Origin of the sequence: Streptomyces sp. NPDC087215 (assembly GCF_044744885.1) — a bacterium.
Classification (GTDB): Bacteria; Actinomycetota; Actinomycetes; order Streptomycetales; family Streptomycetaceae; genus Streptomyces.
Map to the genome: position 1 here is coordinate 61,894 of NZ_JBIUZD010000007.1, position 16,059 is coordinate 77,952.

Consider the following 16,059-nt stretch of genomic DNA (forward strand, 5'->3'; position numbering starts at 1 on the left):
CGGTGACCTCGTCCTCCTCCATGCTGGTCCTCGGCATCAGCCACGCCAGCGCCCCGCTCGACCTCCTGGAGAGACTCGCCGGCACCGACCGCCCCGCCGAGGACCTCGTCTCCGACGCGACCTCCGTGGACGGCATCGACGCCGCCGTCGTCGTCTCCACCTGCAACCGCCTGGAGATCTACGCCGAGACCCGGGGCCCGTCCGGCGGCGCGGGCGACCCCGGCGGACTGACCGGCCTCGGCGAGCTGTTCGCCCAGCACACCGGCGTCGACCACGAGGAGATCGCCCCGCACCTCTACACCCACCACGCCGACGGAGCCGTACGCCACCTGTTCGCCGTCGCCTCCGGCCTGGAATCCGTCGTGGTCGGCGAGGACCAGATCCTCGGCCAGGTCAAGCTCGGCCTCGAACGGTCCCAGCGGCTCGACCGGACCGGCCGCGTCCTCGCCAAGGCCGTCCAGACCGCCCTGCGGGTCGGCAAGCGCGCCCGCAACGAGACCGGACTCAACGAGGCGGGCCGCTCCCTCGCCACCGCCGGACTCGGCTTCTTCGAACGCCGGGTGGGCTCCCTGCACGGCAAGACCGCCCTCGTCATCGGTGCCGGGGCCTTCGCCGGGGTCGTCGTCGCCGCGCTGCGCCGCTCCGGTCTCGACCGGGTGCACGTCGCCAACCGCACCCCGGAGAAGGCCCAGCGCCTCGCCGAGACCACCGGGGGAGTCGGGTACGACCTCACGGACCTGCCCCGGCTGCTCACCGAGGTCGACGTGGTCGTCGGTGCCACCGCCGCCACCGGCCACCTCGTCAGCGCCCGTGACGTGGAGACGGCGCTCGCCGCCCGGGACGGCCGCGAGCTGTTCCTGCTCGACCTGTCCCTGCCGCACAACATCGCGCCCGGCGCGGCCGAACTGCCCGGCGTCACCTTCGTCGACCTCCGCCGCATCGCGGAGGAGGGCCAGGAGGACGAGATCTCCGCGGCCAGCGTCCAGGCCGCGCACGAACTGATCGACGCCGAGGTCGAGCAGTTCCGCACCGGCCTCCGGCTCGCCGGGGCCAAGCCCGTCCTCACCGCGCTGCGGACCGCCGCCACCGAGGCCGCCGAGGCCGAGCTCGACCGGCTCGCCCGCCGCCTCGAAGGTCTCGACGGCTCCGTACGGCAGGAGATCGACCGCAGCGTCCGGCGCATCGTCGACAAGGCGCTGCACCAGCCGACCGTCCTGGTCCGCGAACTGGCGGCCGACCCCGACGGGGCCCGGCACATCGCCGCCTTCACCCGGCTCTTCGCGGCGGCGGAGACCGGCGGCGGCACCGGCACGAACCCGGTCGCGGCGACCGCTCCCGGCACCGGAGCCACCTCTGGCGCCGTGACCACCACTTCAGGAGCCGGAGCAGGAGCCCTCTCCGGAGCCGGAGCCACTTCCGGCACGTCCGGCACCACGACCACTTCCAGCACCGGAGCCACTTCCGGCACCGCGACCACCCCCGGCACCGCGACCCTCCCCGGCGCGGGCACGAACGACCCGAACGAGAAGAAGATCGAGGCCATCGCATGAGTGACATCTCGGCCCTCTGGGAAGCCGAATCCATCGCCGTCATCGGGGCCAGCGAGCGCCCCGGCGCCCTGGGCCGCAAGCCGCTCGACTACCTCCTCCGGTACGGCTACAAGGGCCGCATCCTGCCGGTGAACCCGCGCTCCCCGGAGATCCTCGGCGTCCCCGCCTACCCCAGCGTCAAGGACGCCCCCGGCCCGGTCGACCTCGCGCTGATCATGGTCTCCGCCGAGCGGGTGCCGGGCGCCGTCGACGACTGCGTGGCCGCCGGGGTCAAGCTCGCCGTCATCGCCTCCTCCGGCTTCGCCGAGACCGGGGAGGAGGGCGCCCGCCTCCAGGCGGAGGTCGTCGCCAGGGCCCGCGCGGGCGGTCTGCGGATCATCGGCCCCAACTGCATCGGCGCCGTCGCCTACGAGAACCGCGTCCTCGCCACCTTCAGCCCCCTCTTCGGCGCCGAGTCCGTGCCCTTCGAGCCCGGCACCCTCGCCTTCGTCAGCCAGAGCGGCGCCCTCGGCTTCGGGGCCGCCAGCCTCGCCCTGGAGCGGGGACTGCGCCCCGGCTGGGTCGTCAGCACCGGCAACGACGCCGACGTCACCGCCCTCGAAGTCCTCCGCGAACTCGCCGCCGTGCCCGAGGTCACCGGCCTCCTCGGCTATCTGGAGGACACCCCCGACATCGGCACCCTGCGCGAACTCGCGGGCTCCGGGAAGCCCGTCGCCCTGCTCAAGTCCGGCCGCACCGAGGCCGGCGGCCGGGCCGCCGCCTCCCACACCGGCGCCCTCGCCACCGACGACCGGGTCCTCGACGCCGCCCTGCGCGGCCTCGGCATCGTCCGCGTCGACGACATCGACGAACTCCTCGACGTGGCACGGGTCTTCGAGTCCGAGCGGCGCCCCACCGGCAACCGCGTCGCCGTCGTCACCACCTCCGGCGGCTCCGGCATCCTCGCCGCCGACGCCGTCGAGGCGTACGGACTCGAACTCAGCGACCTGGAACCGCGCAGCAAGGAGGCGCTCGCCGAGATCGTCCCCGCCTTCGGAGCCATCGACAACCCCGTCGACATCACCGCCACGGTCCTCAGCGACCCCTCGCTCTTCGACCGCTCCCTCGACGTCCTCATCGCCGACGAGACCGTCGACATCATCGTCGCCGCGTTCTGCGTGATGGCGGGACCCGACGTCGAGAAGGCCGTCAACGCGCTCTCCCGGGCCGCCGTGAAGGGCGGCAAGCCGATCCTCGTGGCCCGCACCGGCGCCGACTTCCTCGCCCCCGACGCCCCGCGCGACCTGCGCGAGGCCGGACTCCCCGAGTACCCGACCCCGGCCCGCGCCCTGCGCGCCGCCGCCGCCCTGTGGGAGGTCAGCCGCCCCCGGGTGCTGCCCGAGGCCCCCCGCCCCGGCACCGTGCCCGGCCCCGGCGACGGCGCCGGCGAGCCGGAGCTGAAGGCCCTCCTCGCCGGGGCCGGGATCGCCGTGCCCGAGGGCCGGATCGCCGGGAGCCCCGAGGACGCGGCCGCCGCCGTGGCCGAGGTCGGCGGCACCGCCGTGCTCAAGGCCGTCGTCCCCGGTCTGCTCCACAAGACGGAGGCGGGCGGCGTCGAGGTCGGCGTCACCGCCGAGGCCGCGCCCGAGGCCTACGCCAGGCTCGCCGCGCTCGGCGGCCGGGTCCTCGTCGAGGAACTCGTCGACGAGGGAGTCGAGTTGATCGTCGGCGTCCACACCACCGACCTGGGCCCGGTGCTCACCGCCGGTCTCGGCGGGATCTTCACCGAGGTCCTGGACGACGTCGGCCACCGGCTGCTGCCGCTGGCCCCGGGCGAGGGCGCCGAACTGCTCGCCGGACTGCGCGGCGCCAAGATACTCGCCGGGACCCGGGGCCGGGCCGCCGTGGACGTCGAGGCAGCCGCCGAACTCCTGCACAAGGTCGGTGAACTCGTCCAGGACTGGCCGCCCGGCTTCGCCCTCGACCTCAACCCGGTGCGCGTGCTGCCCACGGGCGCCGTCGTCCTGGACGCGGCACTGACCACCGGGGCCCCGGCCGCCACGGACGCCACCGCCACCACCGAGGAGACCGGCCGATGAGCGGCGGAGAGCACGCGAGCAAGGCCCTGTTCGAGCGGGCCCGCAAGGTCACCCCGGGCGGCGTCAACTCCCCGGTCCGTGCCTTCGGCGCCGTCGGCGGCACCCCCCGCTTCATCGCCTCGGCGCAGGGCCCGTACCTCACGGACAGCGACGGCAACGAGTACGTCGACCTGATCTGCTCCTGGGGCCCGATGATCCTGGGCCACCGGCACCCGGCCGTCGTCGAGGCCGTCACCCGGGCCCTGGACCACGGCACCTCCTTCGGCGCCCCCTCCACCGGGGAGGTCGAACTCGCCGAGGAGATCGTCGACCGGGTCGCGCCGGTCGAGCAGGTCCGGCTCGTCAGCTCCGGCACCGAGGCCACCATGTCGGCGATCCGGCTGGCCCGGGGCTTCACCGGACGCGGCAAGATCGTGAAGTTCGCGGGCTGCTACCACGGCCATGTGGACGCGCTCCTCGCCTCGGCCGGTTCGGGCCTCGCCACCTTCGCGCTGCCCGACACCCCCGGAGTCACCGGCGCCCAGGCCTCCGACACGATCGTCCTGCCGTACAACGACCTGGTCTCCGTCGAGAAGGTCTTCGCGGAGATCGGCGACGAGATCGCCGCCGTGATCACCGAGGCCGCCCCCGGCAACATGGGCGCCGTCCCGCCGCTGCCCGGCTTCAACGCGGGCCTGAAGGAGATCACCGCCCGGCACGGCGCGCTCTTCGTCTCCGACGAGGTCATGACCGGCTTCCGGGCCAGCCGCGCGGGCTGGTTCGGCCGCGACGGAGTCGCCCCCGACCTGCTGACCTTCGGCAAGGTCATGGGCGGCGGCTTCCCGGCGGCGGCCTTCGGCGGCCGTGCCGACGTCATGTCCCACCTCGCCCCGGCGGGCCCCGTCTACCAGGCGGGCACCCTCTCCGGGAACCCGGTCGCCACCGCCGCGGGCCTCGCCACCCTCCGGCACAGCACCCCCGAGGTGTACGCACGGCTCGACGAGGTCTCCACGACCCTCGGCACCGAGGTGTCGGCGGCCCTGACGAAGGAGGGCGTGGCCCACCGGGTGCAGTACTCCGGCACCATGTTCTCGGTCTTCTTCACCGAGGACCAGGTGGTCGACTTCGACGACGTCCGCGCCACCGAGGCGTACCGCTACACGCCGTTCTTCCACGAACTGCTCCGCCAGGGCGTCTATCTGCCGCCCTCGCCCTTCGAGGCGTGGTTCATCTCCGCCGCCCACGACGACCGGGCCGTCTCCCGGGTGGTCGAGGCGCTCCCGTCGGCGGCGCGTGCCGCGGCGTCGGCGGCGCGACCGTAGCGACCGGCCGGTCCGCCGCGGCACGCCCACGGCGGACCGGCCGCGCACGCCCCCGAACGGGACCGGCCGCGCAGGGCCCCCGAACGGACCGGACACAGGGAAGCCCCCGTGGCAGGACCACGGGGGCTTCCCCTTTGTGTGCGTGGGGCGCGGTCGGTCCGGGCCGGGGCCCGGACCGCGCGGTGCCGGATCAGACGGTGACGTCCACCCGTACCTCGACGTTGCCCCGGACCGCCTTGGAGTACGGGCAGCGGCCGTGCGCCGCCTCCGCGAGCCGCCGCGCCTCGGCGGGGGCCAGCCCCGGAAGCACGACGCCCAGCACCACCGACAGGTGGAAGCCGCCCTCCTCCTTGTGCAGCGCCACCTCGGCGGTGACCGTGTCGTCCGTGAGCGCCGTCCTCGACTCGCGCGCGGAGGCCCGGAGCGCGCTGTGGAAGCAGGCGGCGTAGCCCGCCGCGAAGAGCTGCTCGGGATTGGTGGCGGTGCCGGAGCCTCCGACGGCCTTGGGGCTCGACAGGGGAAGGCCGAGGAGCCCGTCGGAGGAGTGCACGGCGCCGTTGCGCCCGTCTCCGGTGGAGGTGACCTCGGCGGTGTAGACGACGGCCATTCGCTTGCCTTTCGGAATCGGGGGACCGGCGGGCCGGAGAACCGGGAGCCGGGAAATCGGAGAACCGAGGAGACCGGATGAACCGGAGAATCGGAGGGGGCCGGTCGGCTCGGTATTTCCTCCCAGTCTCGGGCGCCGCCGAATTCCCGGCGCTACGGATCTCCGCAGTCCTTACGCCCGCCCGCCGCAATACCGTGGAACGCGTCACCGAATCGAGAATTCAAGGGAGTTGGCCATGGCCGGACCGCTGACCGGAGTACGCGTCCTGGAATTCGCGGGCGCGGCGCCCACCGCGTACGTCGGCACCGTCCTTTCCGGTCTCGGCGCCGACGTCGTACGGATCGACCGGGCACCCGGCACCACATCCGGCACCGCGCCCGGCCCCGACGCACCGCGCCCGGGAGAGAACCCGCTGTCCCGGGGCCGCCGTTCGGTCGCCCTCGACCTCAAGAGCCCCGAGGGCGTCGAGCAGGCCCTGGCGCTCGCCGAGCACGCCGACATCCTCGTCGAGGGCTTCCGCCCCGGCGTCGCCGACCGGCTGGGCATCGGCCCCGAGGCGGCCCTCGCCCGCAATCCGCGCCTGGTGTACGGACGGGTCAGCGGCTGGGGCCAGCAGGGCGCGTGGGCCGGCCGCGCCGCACACGACCTCGCGGTCCTGGCGCTGACCGGCGCCCTGGACACCGACCCGGCGACCGGGGACCCGGTGCTGCCCCCGACCGCGTACCTCTCCAGCTTCGCGGGCGGCGCCAACGCCCATGTCCAGGGACTGCTCGCCGCCCTCCACGAGCGGGAGCGCTCCGGGCGCGGCCAGGTCGTCGACACCGCCCTCGCGGACGGCGCCGCCCTGATCGCCACCCTCGTCCACCAGTGGCGGCGGGCCCCCGGCATCCACACCGTCACCGACGCCCCGCACTACTCGCTCTACCGCGCCGCCGACGGGGGCCATCTCGCGGTCGCCGCCATCGAGCCGAAGCTGTACGGGAACCTCCTCGACCAGCTGGGTCTGACCGGGGCCGAGGAACTGCCGGACCGGGCCGACCCGGCCGCCTGGCCCGCCCTGCGCGCCCTGATCGCGGAGCGGTTCGCGGCCCGGGACCGCGACCACTGGGTGAAGGTCTTCGACGCCGTGGACGCGGGAGTGGCCCCGGTCCTCACCGCCGCCGAGGCGGCCGGTCACCACCAGCTCGCCGCGCGGGGCGCCTTCGTGCCCGTCGGCGACTCGGTCCAGCCCGCCCCCGCCTCCCGCTTCGGCCGCACCCCCGCCGGAGCGCCGGGCCGCGCCCCGCTCCCCGGCGAGCACACCGAGGAGGTCCTCGCGGAGTGGCGCGGCTGACCTGCGGCCCCTGTCGGCCGTGAGCCCCGGTGCCGCGTCGGCGTACGTGTCCGGTGCCCGCGCGGAAGTCGGCGTACGCACGTGTCCGGGGCGGCGTACGTGCCCGCGCGCGGGTCCCGCCGCATGTCCGGGGGCCGGAGCGGGAACGCCCGGCCCGGGGTGCGTCAGGAGACCCGGCGGTGCCTGCCCTCGCTGCGGCTGCGGAGCCGTACCGCCAGGAACGCGGCCAGGGCCAGTACGGCCAGGCCGAGGACGGCCTTCGACAGGATGCCCACATAGCCCTCGACCAGGTCCCAGCTGTCGCCGAGCCAGTACCCGGCCATCACGAGGATGGTGTTCCAGATGAAGCTGCCGAGGGTGGTGAGCAGCAGGAAGACGGGCAGCGGCATCCGCTCGACCCCTGCGGGCACCGAGATCAGGCTGCGGAAGACCGGCACCATCCGGCCCAGGAGCACCGCCTTGGTGCCGTGCCGGGCGAACCACCGCTCGGTCCGTTCCAGGTCGCTCGCCTTCACCAGCGGCAGCTTCGCCCAGGCCGCGTGCATCCGTTCCCGTCCGAACAGCGCCCCGATCCAGTAGAGGGCCGCGGCCCCGGTCACCGAGCCCAGGGTCGTCCAGAACAGGGCGGAGGCCAGGGAGATCACGCCCTGCCCGGCGGCGAAGCCGGTCAGCGGCAGGATGACCTCGCTGGGCAGCGGGGGGAAGAGGTTCTCCAGGGCGATGGCGAGCCCGGCGCCGGGCCCGCCCATCGTGTCGACGAGCTCCGTGGCCCATCCGGCGACACCGCCCGCGGGTTGCTGGGCGGCGGCGAGGGACGTGGTCGTGAAGGGCATGTGGGGGGAATCTCCGGGGCGTGGGGGACGGCCCGCCGGGCGGCGCCCCGGCGCCCCCTCCGACTCGGGAACCCGGGGGTGGTTCCCGGCACACGGGCTCCCGTCCGGCCACCCTGCGGGAGAGGACAGGGTACGGGTTCCGGTGTAGGAGCGGCGTCAGGGCGCCGGAGCGCCCCGGTGCCGTTCCAGGGGGGTCGTGGTGGCGGAGTTCGTCACGCTGAAGGTGACGCTGCCGGGCCGGTAGCGGTCGTCCGTCCACTCGATCGGCCGTCCCGACCGGTCGCGGCTCATGTGCCGCTGGCGCAGCAGCGGGCTGCCCCGGCGGATGTCGAGCAGCTCCGCGTCCCGGGAACCCGCCGCCACCGCGTCGATGAGGTGCTCGCCGTACTGGGCGACGATGCCCGACTCCCGGGCGATGCTCTCCATGATCGAGACGCAGTCCTCGGGGAGCGCCTCCACGGCGGGCGCCGCCCAGCCCGCGTACGCGGTCCGCTCGATCATCGCCGGTTCGCCCTCCAGTCGGCGCAGCCTCAGCACGTGCAGGACCTCGCTCCCGGCCGGTACGGCGAGACGGCGGGCCTCCTCGGGCGTGGCCGCCCGTCGTGACCGCAGCAGGATGCGGCTGGTGACGCGCAGCCCCATGCCGTGCGCCCACTGGGCGAAGCTGTTGAGCTCGGCGAAGCTGTGGCGGCGCTCCTGGCGGAGCACGATCCGGCGGGCGCCCTGCCGGGAGCCGACGAGCCCCTCCGACTCCAGGACGGCGACCGCCTGACGGACCGTCCCCCGGGAGGCCGACCAGCGGGCCACGAGGTCCGCCTCGGAGGGGAGCCGGGAGCCCACGGCGTACTCGCCGTCGAGCACCGCCTGCCGGACGGCCTCGGCGATCTCCAGATAGCGTGCCGTGCCCACGTGCCTCTCTTCCCTCGGTGCTGTGCGCAGCCGGTCACCCCGCGTGCCGGGCCGGAGGTTCACTCTAACTCCGCCGCACGTCCCCGGTGCCGCTTTCGGACACAGTCAACTGCCCGCAGTTCACCAGCGGTTCATGTGGTCCCGGTCTTCGCGCACTCCTCCCCGGCGGGTCATGTCCCGTTCATCTCCGCGTCGCGGGACCCGGGCGAACTGGAGCCCAACTTGTTCAGACAAGTGACAGCCCCTTCAAGTGACGCCCCCGTCTCGTCCCAGGAGTGACCGTGCCCAGATCTTCCGGCCGCCGCGCCGCCGCCCTGCTCGGCGCCGCCGTCCTCACCACCCTCACCGCCGCCTGCGGCGCCGCTCCCGAAGGACCCGCCGCAGGCGGCGCCGGGGCGAAGGCCGCCGAGGCCACCTCCGCGACCGCCTTCGGCGGCATGAAGGAACTGGTCGCGGCCGCCGAGAAGGAGGGCGCCCTGCACGTCATCGCCCTTCCGCCGGACTGGGCCAACTACGGCGAGATCATCAAGGCCTTCCAGGCCAAGTACCCCAAGATCAAGATCCAGAGCGAGAACCCGGACGCCGCCAGCGCCGACGAGATCGCCGCCGTCAAGTCCCGCAAGGGCCAGGACCGCGCCCCCGACGTCCTCGACCTGGGCATCGCCTTCGCCCGCAGCGGCGCCGAGGAGGGCCTGTTCGCCCCGTACAAGGTCACGGCCTGGGACAAGATCCCCGACGCCCAGAAGGACGCCGACGGCCGCTGGTACAACGACTACGGCGGCTACGTCTCCATCGGCTGCGACGCCAAGCGCGTACCGAACTGCCCGAAGACCTTCGCGGACCTCCTGAAGCCCGAGTACAAGGGCAAGGTGGCCCTCAACGGCAACCCCACCAAGTCCGGCTCCGCCTTCGGCGGCGTCTACGCGGCGGCCCTCGCCGCCAAGGGCTCCTTCTCCGACATCCAGCCCGGCATCGACTTCTTCGGCAAGCTGCGGAAGAGCGGCAACTTCATCCCCGTCGAGTCCACCCCGGCCACCGTCGAGAAGGGCGAGACGCCCATCTCCATCGACTGGGACTACCTCAACGCCGGTTACGCCGACCAGTTCGCCTCCAAGGGCGTCGACTGGAAGGTCACCGTCCCCGCCGACGGCGTCTACGCCCAGTTCTACTCGCAGGCCATCAACAAGGACGCCCCGCACCCGGCCGCCGCCCGCCTGTGGATGGAGTTCCTCTACAGCGCCGAGGGCCAGAACCTCTGGCTCAAGGGCTACGCCCGCCCGGTCCTGCTGCCCGCGATGACCGCCGACGGCACCGCCGACAAGTCCTTCGTCGCCAAGCTCCCCCAGGTCGAGGGCATCCCCGCCTTCCCGGCCTCCGCCGAGCTGGACAAGGCCAAGGCCACCCTCGCCGAGAAGTGGGACAAGGCCGTCTCCTGATGACCGCACCCGCCACGCCCCACCGGGGCACGGACGACACCCCGGGCCCGCCCCACCGGGAGACGGACACCGTGCCCACCGCTCCCCACCCGGGGACGGACAGCCCGTCCGCCACGCCCGTCCGGGACACGGACGACACCCCGGGCCCGCCCCACCGGGAGAAGGACACCGCTCCCCGCCCGGAGAGGGGCACGCTGTCCGCCTCCCCCCGCCCGGGGACGGACACCGTCGGCGGCACCCGCCGCCGACGGCGCGGCCCGCGCGCCTGGCTCGCCGTCCTCCCCCTCGTCCTCTTCGCCGGAGTCTTCTTCGGCCTCCCGCTCACCGCCCTCCTCCTCGGCGCGGTGACCCGCACGGAACCCGCGGGCCCCGGCGCCCCCGAGAGCGCCACCACCACATCCCTCACCGGTGACCACCTGGCGCTCTCGCTCCAGGGCCCGTACCTGGGCTCGCTCCTCGGCAGCGTCCAGCTCTCCGCGCTCACCGCGCTCCTCGGCGGTGTGCTCGGCGTCCTCGTCGCCCAGGCCGTCGTCACCTCCCGCTCGGGGACCCTGCGCACGGCGGCCCTCACCGCCTCGGGGGTCCTCGCCAACTTCGGCGGCGTACCGCTGGCCTTCGCCTTCATCGCCACCCTCGGCATCTCGGGCGTCGTCACGCAGCTCGGCGACCTGGGCGCGCTCGGCTGGGACCTGTACTCCTTCACCGGACTGACCGTGGTCTACCTGTACTTCCTCATCCCGCTGATGGTCCTGGTCACCGTGCCCGCCCTCGACGGACTGCGCCCCCAGTGGCGCGAGGCCGCCCGCAACGCGGGCGCCACCCCCTGGCAGTTCTGGCGGTACGTCGGCCTGCCCGTGCTCGCCCCCTCCCTCCTCGGCGGCCTGGTCCTGCTCTTCGGCACGGCCTTCGCCGCCCACGCCACGGCCGCCGCCCTGGTCGGCGGCTCGGTCCCACTGGTCACCCTGAAGATCGCCGACGCCCTCTCCGGCAACGTCCTCACCGGCCAGGAGAACGTGGCCCTCGCCCTGGGCCTCGACATGATCCTCGTCGCCGCCCTGGTGATGGCCGTCTACCTGCCCCTGACCCGACGGAGCGCCCGATGGCTGCGATGACCCCCAGCACGGCGGACGGTCCCGCGGAGCCCCGCACGGCCTCCGCCCCCGCGTCCCCACGGACGGCCGCCACCAGCGCCGCGGAGCCGCGTACGGACCCCGGCTCCGCAGCGCCGCGTACGGCCTCCGGTCCTGCGGGTCCGCGTACGGCCTCCGGCCCCGTGGACCCGCGTACGCCCACCGGCCCCGCGGACCCGCGCCCGGCCGCCCCCCGCGCCGCCCCGGCCGCGCGCCGCCGCCCCCGGCCCCGGATCTGGCGCGGAGCCGTCCTCGCGCTCGCGGGCGCGTACTTCCTGCTCCCGCTGCTCGCGTCCTTCGTCTTCACCGTGCACGTGCCCGGCCAGGGCGTCTCCTTCGACGCCTACACCCAGCTCATCGGCGCCGACGGCTTCACCGAGAGCCTGCTGCTCTCCCTCGGCCTCGCCGCCGCCACCATCGCGCTCTCCCTGCTGCTCGCCGTGCCCGCCCTCATCGCCGTCCGCATCGGCCCGCCCCGGCTGCGCCCCCTCGTCGAGGTGCTCTGCACCCTGCCCCTCGTCGTCCCGCCGATCGCCCTGGTCACCGGCATCACCACGGTCCTGCGCTGGGGCCCGGAACACCTCTCCCGCACCCCCTTCTACCGCACCTTCCTCGCCGTGCAGGACGAGTCCTTCCCGGTCGTCCTCGTCCTCGCGTACACCGTGCTCGCGCTGCCGTTCGTCCACCGCTCCCTCGACGCCGGACTCCGCGCCGTCGACGTGCCCACCCTGGTGGAGGCCTCCCGCAACTGCGGGGCGAGCTGGCCGTACACCGTCTTCCGGGTCATCCTGCCGAACCTGCGCACCTCCCTCGCCGGAGCCGCCTTCCTCACCCTCGCCCTCGTCCTCGGCGAGTTCACCATCGCCTCGCTGCTCGGCTTCCGGCCCTTCGCCGTCTGGATCGTCTCGATATCCGGCTCCCACGCCCGGATGTCCGTCGCGGTCTCCCTCCTCAGCCTCGTCATCACCTGGGTGCTGCTCCTCGCGCTCTCCCGCGCCGGAACGGCCCACGCCGCCGCACCCGCCCGTAAGGAGTCCTGACATGTCATCGGCCACCGCGGAGCGCCCCGCGCCCCCCGCCACCGGAGCCCGCCTGGAGTTCCGCTCGCTGCGGCGCGCCTTCGGCCCCACCGTCGCCCTCGACGGACTCGACCTCACGGTGGAACCCGGCGAACTCATCGCCCTCCTCGGCCCCTCGGGCTGCGGCAAGACCACCGCCCTGCGCATGGTGGCCGGATTCGAACACCCCGACTCCGGCGCCGTCCTCGTCGACGGCCGCGACATCACCGACGTCCCCGCCGACCGGCGCGACGCGGGCATGGTCTTCCAGTCGTACAGCCTCTTCCCCCACCTGACCGTCCGCGACAACGTCGCCTTCGGCCCGCGCGTCCGCAAGGTCCCCGCCGCCCGCCGCGCCGAACGCGCCGCCGAACTCCTCGACCTCGTCGGACTTCCCCAGCACGGCGACCGCTACCCGCACCAGCTCTCCGGCGGCCAGCAGCAGCGCGTCGCCCTCGCCCGTGCCCTCGCCCTCGAACCCCGGGTGCTGCTCCTCGACGAACCGCTCTCCGCGCTCGACGCGAAGGTACGGCTCAGCCTCCGCGAGGAGATCCGCAGGCTTCAGCTCTCCCTCGGCATCACCACCGTCTTCGTCACGCACGACCAGGAGGAGGCCCTCTCCATGGCCGACCGGGTCGCCGTCCTGAACGCGGGCCGCCTGGAGCAGTGCGCCGCCCCCGCCGAGCTGTACGCGCGCCCCGCCACCGCCTTCGTCGCCGAGTTCGTCGGCACCATGAACCGGCTCCCCGGCCGCCGCACCGGCCCGGACACCGTCGAGGTCGCGGGCCGCACGGTCCCCGTGGACCCGAGCACCGCACCGGAACACGGCACCGGGACCGGGTCCGGCGTCGATGTGCTCGTCCGCCCGGAGAACGTCCTCGCCACCCCCGACCCCGCCGGGGACGCCACCGTCGTCGGCACCTCCTTCTTCGGCGCCGTCACCCGCGTCCGCCTCCTCCTGCCCACCGGCACCGAGGTCGAGGCAGACCTGCCCTCCCGCGACGCCACCGGCCTCACCGTCGGCGCCCGCGCCCGGCTCGACCTCGCCCCGCAGCCCGTCCTCGTCCTCCCCGGAACCGCCGCGTGACCGCCCCCCGGACCACGGCCACCGCCCCCCGGCTCGGCGCCGTCCTCTTCGACATGGACGGCACCCTCGTCGAGACCGAGGGCCTCTGGTGGCAGGTCACCGAAGAGGTCGCGGCGGGCCTCGGCCACCGCCTCACCACCGCCGACGCGCCCCACGTCGTCGGCCGCGCCGTCGAGGACACCGCCGCCCACCTCGCCCGCGTCACCGGAACCGCCGACCCCGCCCGGGTCGCCACCGACCTCGGCCGGGAGTTCCTCGCCCGCGTCGACGCGGGCACCCCGCTGCGCCCCGGCGCCCAGCGGCTGCTCGACCGGCTGGACGCCGAAGGCATCCCGTACGCCCTGGTCAGCGCCTCCCCCCGGAGCGTCGTGGACAGCGTCGTCGGGGGCTCCCTCGCGCACGTCCCGTTCGCCTTCACGCTCTCCGCCGACGACACCCCGCACACCAAACCGCACCCCCAGCCCTACCGGACCGCCGCCGCCCGCCTCGGTCTGCCGGCCGGAGCCTGCGTCGCCGTCGAGGACTCCCCGGACGGAACGGCCTCCGCCGACGCGGCGGGCTGCGCCGTCCTCGTCGTCCCGTCCCTGCTGCCCGTCCCCGCCTCGCCCCGCCGCACCTTCGCCGACACCCTGGAGGACGTCGACCCGGACCGGCTCCGCGCCTGTCTGTCCCGCGCGGCCGGGGCCGAGGAGCCGCCGGACGGAGGGTCTCCCGCGACCGCCTACCCTTGAGCCATGACCAGCAGCAGCGACCGGAGCAGCATCGTGGGCGAAGCCAAGACCTATGAGATCCGCACCTACGGGTGTCAGATGAACGTCCACGACTCCGAGCGGCTCTCCGGTCTGCTGGAGGAGGCCGGGTACGTCCGGGCCCCCCGGAGCGCCGACGGCGACGCCGACGTCGTCGTCTTCAACACCTGCGCGGTCCGCGAGAACGCCGACAACAAGCTGTACGGGAACCTCGGCCGCCTCGCCCCCATGAAGACCACGCGCCCCGGTATGCAGATCGCCGTCGGCGGCTGCCTCGCGCAGAAGGACCGCGAGACCATCGTCAGCAGGGCCCCCTGGGTCGACGTGGTCTTCGGCACCCACAACATCGGCAAGCTCCCCGTCCTCCTGGAGCGCGCCCGCGTCCAGGAGGAGGCGCAGATCGAGATCGCCGAGTCCCTGGAGGCGTTCCCCTCCACGCTCCCGACCCGGCGCGAGTCGGCGTACGCGGCCTGGGTCTCGATCTCCGTCGGCTGCAACAACACCTGCACGTTCTGCATCGTCCCCGCGCTGCGCGGCAAGGAGGAGGACCGTCGTCCCGGCGACATCCTCGCCGAGATCGAGGCGCTGGTCGCCGAGGGCGTCTCCGAGATCACCCTGCTCGGCCAGAACGTCAACGCGTACGGCTCCGACCTCGGCGACCGCGAGGCCTTCTCCAAGCTGCTGCGCGCCTGCGGCCGGATCGAGGGCCTGGAGCGGGTCCGGTTCACCTCCCCGCACCCCCGCGACTTCACCGACGACGTGATCGCCGCGATGGCCGAGACCCCGAGCGTCATGCCGCAGCTGCACATGCCGCTGCAGTCCGGCTCGGACACGATCCTGCGCGCGATGCGCCGCTCGTACCGGCAGGAGCGCTTCCTCGGGATCATCGAGAAGGTCCGCGCGGCCATCCCGCACGCCGCCATCTCCACCGACATCATCGTGGGCTTCCCCGGCGAGACGGAGGAGGACTTCGAGCAGACCATGCACACCGTCCGCGAGGCCCGCTTCGCGAACGCCTTCACCTTCCAGTACTCCAAGCGCCCCGGGACCCCGGCCGCCGAGATGGACCACCAGATCCCCAAGGAGGTCGTCCAGGAGCGCTACATGCGGCTCGTCGCCCTCCAGGAGGAGATCTCCTGGGAGGAGAACAAGAAGCAGGTCGGCCGCACCCTCGACGTCATGGTCGCCGAGGGCGAGGGCCGCAAGGACGGCGCCACCGACCGCCTCTCCGGCCGCGCCCCCGACAACCGGCTCGTCCACTTCACCAAGCCGGACGAGGGGGTGCGCCCCGGCGACGTCGTGACCGTCGCGATCACCTACGCGGCCCCGCACCACCTGCTCGCCGAGGGCCCGGTCGAGGCGGTCCGCCGCACCCGCGCGGGCGACGCCTGGGAGAAGCGCCACACGACGGCGGCCAAGCCCGCGGGGGTCCTGCTCGGCCTCCCGAAGATCGGCGTCCCGGACCCCCTCCCGGCCACCGCCGTCCCGGCCTGCGGAACCCACTGACACCGTCCCCACCGGGCGGGACCCGCTGACACCTCCCCACCGGGCGGGACCCACCCGGCCCGGACCGGGAACCGAGCCGCCCGGAGGAGCACGGCACCCCCACCGGGCGCGCGAGCCCCAGCGGCCAGCCCGCGTGACGGCCGCTGGCAGCGCGGGGCCGGGCTCACGGCGCGGTACCGGACCGCACGAGCCCGGGACCGCGGTCCCGGACCCGCACGGTCCCGGGACCGCCTCCGCGAGGTGGCCGCCCGGCCCCTCCCAGCGTCCGGGACGCCCGCGCGACCGGCCCGGGAGCACCACCCCCACCGGGGCCGGGGCCCGTACGAGGGACAGGCGCGCACGGCTTCCACGGCGTCGGGGGCACCCACAGGCCCGCGTCCCGCCTCCCCCAGAGCCCCGCTGACCCGCCGCAGGGCACGGCGGGCTCCGGCGGGTGCGGACCGTGCGGCCCGCACCACGCCCCCGCACCACGCCCCGCCGCC

13 protein-coding genes are annotated in these 16,059 nt (G+C 74.6%); 10 read left to right on the forward strand and 3 right to left on the reverse strand.

Features of this window, described 5'->3' with window-relative positions; all coding sequences use genetic code 11:
* Nucleotides 1–2 precede the first annotated feature (2 nt).
* From hemA to hemL, 3 genes are read left to right on the forward strand one after another with little or no spacing between them, the layout of a single operon-like run.
* Nucleotides 3–1,550, forward strand: a complete 1,548-nt coding sequence (hemA, locus tag ACIO92_RS19850) for a glutamyl-tRNA reductase (RefSeq protein WP_366444214.1) — start codon at nucleotides 3–5, stop codon at nucleotides 1,548–1,550.
* Nucleotides 1,547–3,628, forward strand: a complete 2,082-nt coding sequence (locus ACIO92_RS19855; protein WP_366444215.1) for an acetate--CoA ligase family protein — start codon at nucleotides 1,547–1,549, stop codon at nucleotides 3,626–3,628. The genes hemA and ACIO92_RS19855 overlap by 4 nt, the downstream gene beginning before the upstream one ends.
* On the forward strand, nucleotides 3,625–4,929 hold the full coding sequence (gene hemL / locus ACIO92_RS19860; RefSeq protein WP_366444216.1) for a glutamate-1-semialdehyde 2,1-aminomutase: 1,305 nt from the start codon (nucleotides 3,625–3,627) through the stop codon (nucleotides 4,927–4,929). The genes ACIO92_RS19855 and hemL overlap by 4 nt, the downstream gene beginning before the upstream one ends.
* Nucleotides 4,930–5,119: 190 nt before the next feature.
* Here the strand turns inward: hemL and ACIO92_RS19865 are convergent, their stop codons facing one another.
* Complete coding sequence (locus ACIO92_RS19865) at nucleotides 5,120–5,536, reverse strand: Ohr family peroxiredoxin (RefSeq protein WP_366444217.1); 417 nt, start codon at nucleotides 5,534–5,536, stop codon at nucleotides 5,120–5,122.
* 235 nt (nucleotides 5,537–5,771) lie between these two features.
* Here ACIO92_RS19865 and ACIO92_RS19870 point away from each other — a divergent pair, with 235 nt between their 5' ends.
* Entirely contained in the window at nucleotides 5,772–6,869 is a 1,098-nt protein-coding gene (locus ACIO92_RS19870; RefSeq protein ID WP_401241183.1) for a CaiB/BaiF CoA transferase family protein, read from the forward strand.
* A gap of 164 nt (nucleotides 6,870–7,033) precedes the next feature.
* Here the strand turns inward: ACIO92_RS19870 and ACIO92_RS19875 are convergent, their stop codons facing one another.
* The gene (locus ACIO92_RS19875; RefSeq protein WP_366444219.1) at nucleotides 7,034–7,702 is read right to left on the reverse strand and encodes a DedA family protein; all 669 of its coding nucleotides are present in this window, start codon (nucleotides 7,700–7,702) and stop codon (nucleotides 7,034–7,036) included.
* A gap of 156 nt (nucleotides 7,703–7,858) precedes the next feature.
* Entirely contained in the window at nucleotides 7,859–8,611 is a 753-nt protein-coding gene (locus ACIO92_RS19880) for a GntR family transcriptional regulator (protein WP_401241186.1), read from the reverse strand.
* A gap of 281 nt (nucleotides 8,612–8,892) precedes the next feature.
* On the opposite strand from ACIO92_RS19880, the gene ACIO92_RS19885 reads away from it, so the two are divergent.
* The 6 genes from ACIO92_RS19885 to miaB all read left to right on the forward strand — a co-directional run bounded on the left by ACIO92_RS19885 (nucleotide 8,893) and on the right by miaB (nucleotide 15,577).
* Nucleotides 8,893–10,047 carry an ABC transporter substrate-binding protein gene (locus ACIO92_RS19885; protein ID WP_402282658.1) on the forward strand — a complete coding sequence of 385 codons (1,155 nt, stop codon included), beginning with the start codon at nucleotides 8,893–8,895 and terminating at the stop codon, nucleotides 10,045–10,047.
* Nucleotides 10,047–11,159 (forward strand): ABC transporter permease, encoded by a 1,113-nt coding sequence (locus ACIO92_RS19890; protein ID WP_402282656.1) that lies wholly within the window; start codon nucleotides 10,047–10,049, stop codon nucleotides 11,157–11,159. The genes ACIO92_RS19885 and ACIO92_RS19890 overlap by 1 nt, the downstream gene beginning before the upstream one ends.
* Nucleotides 11,160–11,410: 251 nt before the next feature.
* Nucleotides 11,411–12,217, forward strand: a complete 807-nt coding sequence (locus ACIO92_RS19895; RefSeq protein ID WP_366444281.1) for an ABC transporter permease subunit — start codon at nucleotides 11,411–11,413, stop codon at nucleotides 12,215–12,217.
* A gap of 1 nt (nucleotide 12,218) precedes the next feature.
* A complete protein-coding gene (locus ACIO92_RS19900; RefSeq protein ID WP_366444222.1) occupies nucleotides 12,219–13,322 on the forward strand; it encodes an ABC transporter ATP-binding protein in 1,104 nt (367 codons plus the stop codon).
* Nucleotides 13,323–13,375: 53 nt separating this feature from the next.
* Entirely contained in the window at nucleotides 13,376–14,053 is a 678-nt protein-coding gene (locus ACIO92_RS19905; RefSeq protein ID WP_401241290.1) for an HAD family hydrolase, read from the forward strand.
* A gap of 3 nt (nucleotides 14,054–14,056) precedes the next feature.
* Nucleotides 14,057–15,577: a tRNA (N6-isopentenyl adenosine(37)-C2)-methylthiotransferase MiaB gene (miaB, locus tag ACIO92_RS19910; RefSeq protein WP_366444224.1), complete on the forward strand. Its 1,521-nt coding sequence runs from the start codon at nucleotides 14,057–14,059 to the stop codon at nucleotides 15,575–15,577.
* Nucleotides 15,578–16,059 lie beyond the last annotated feature (482 nt).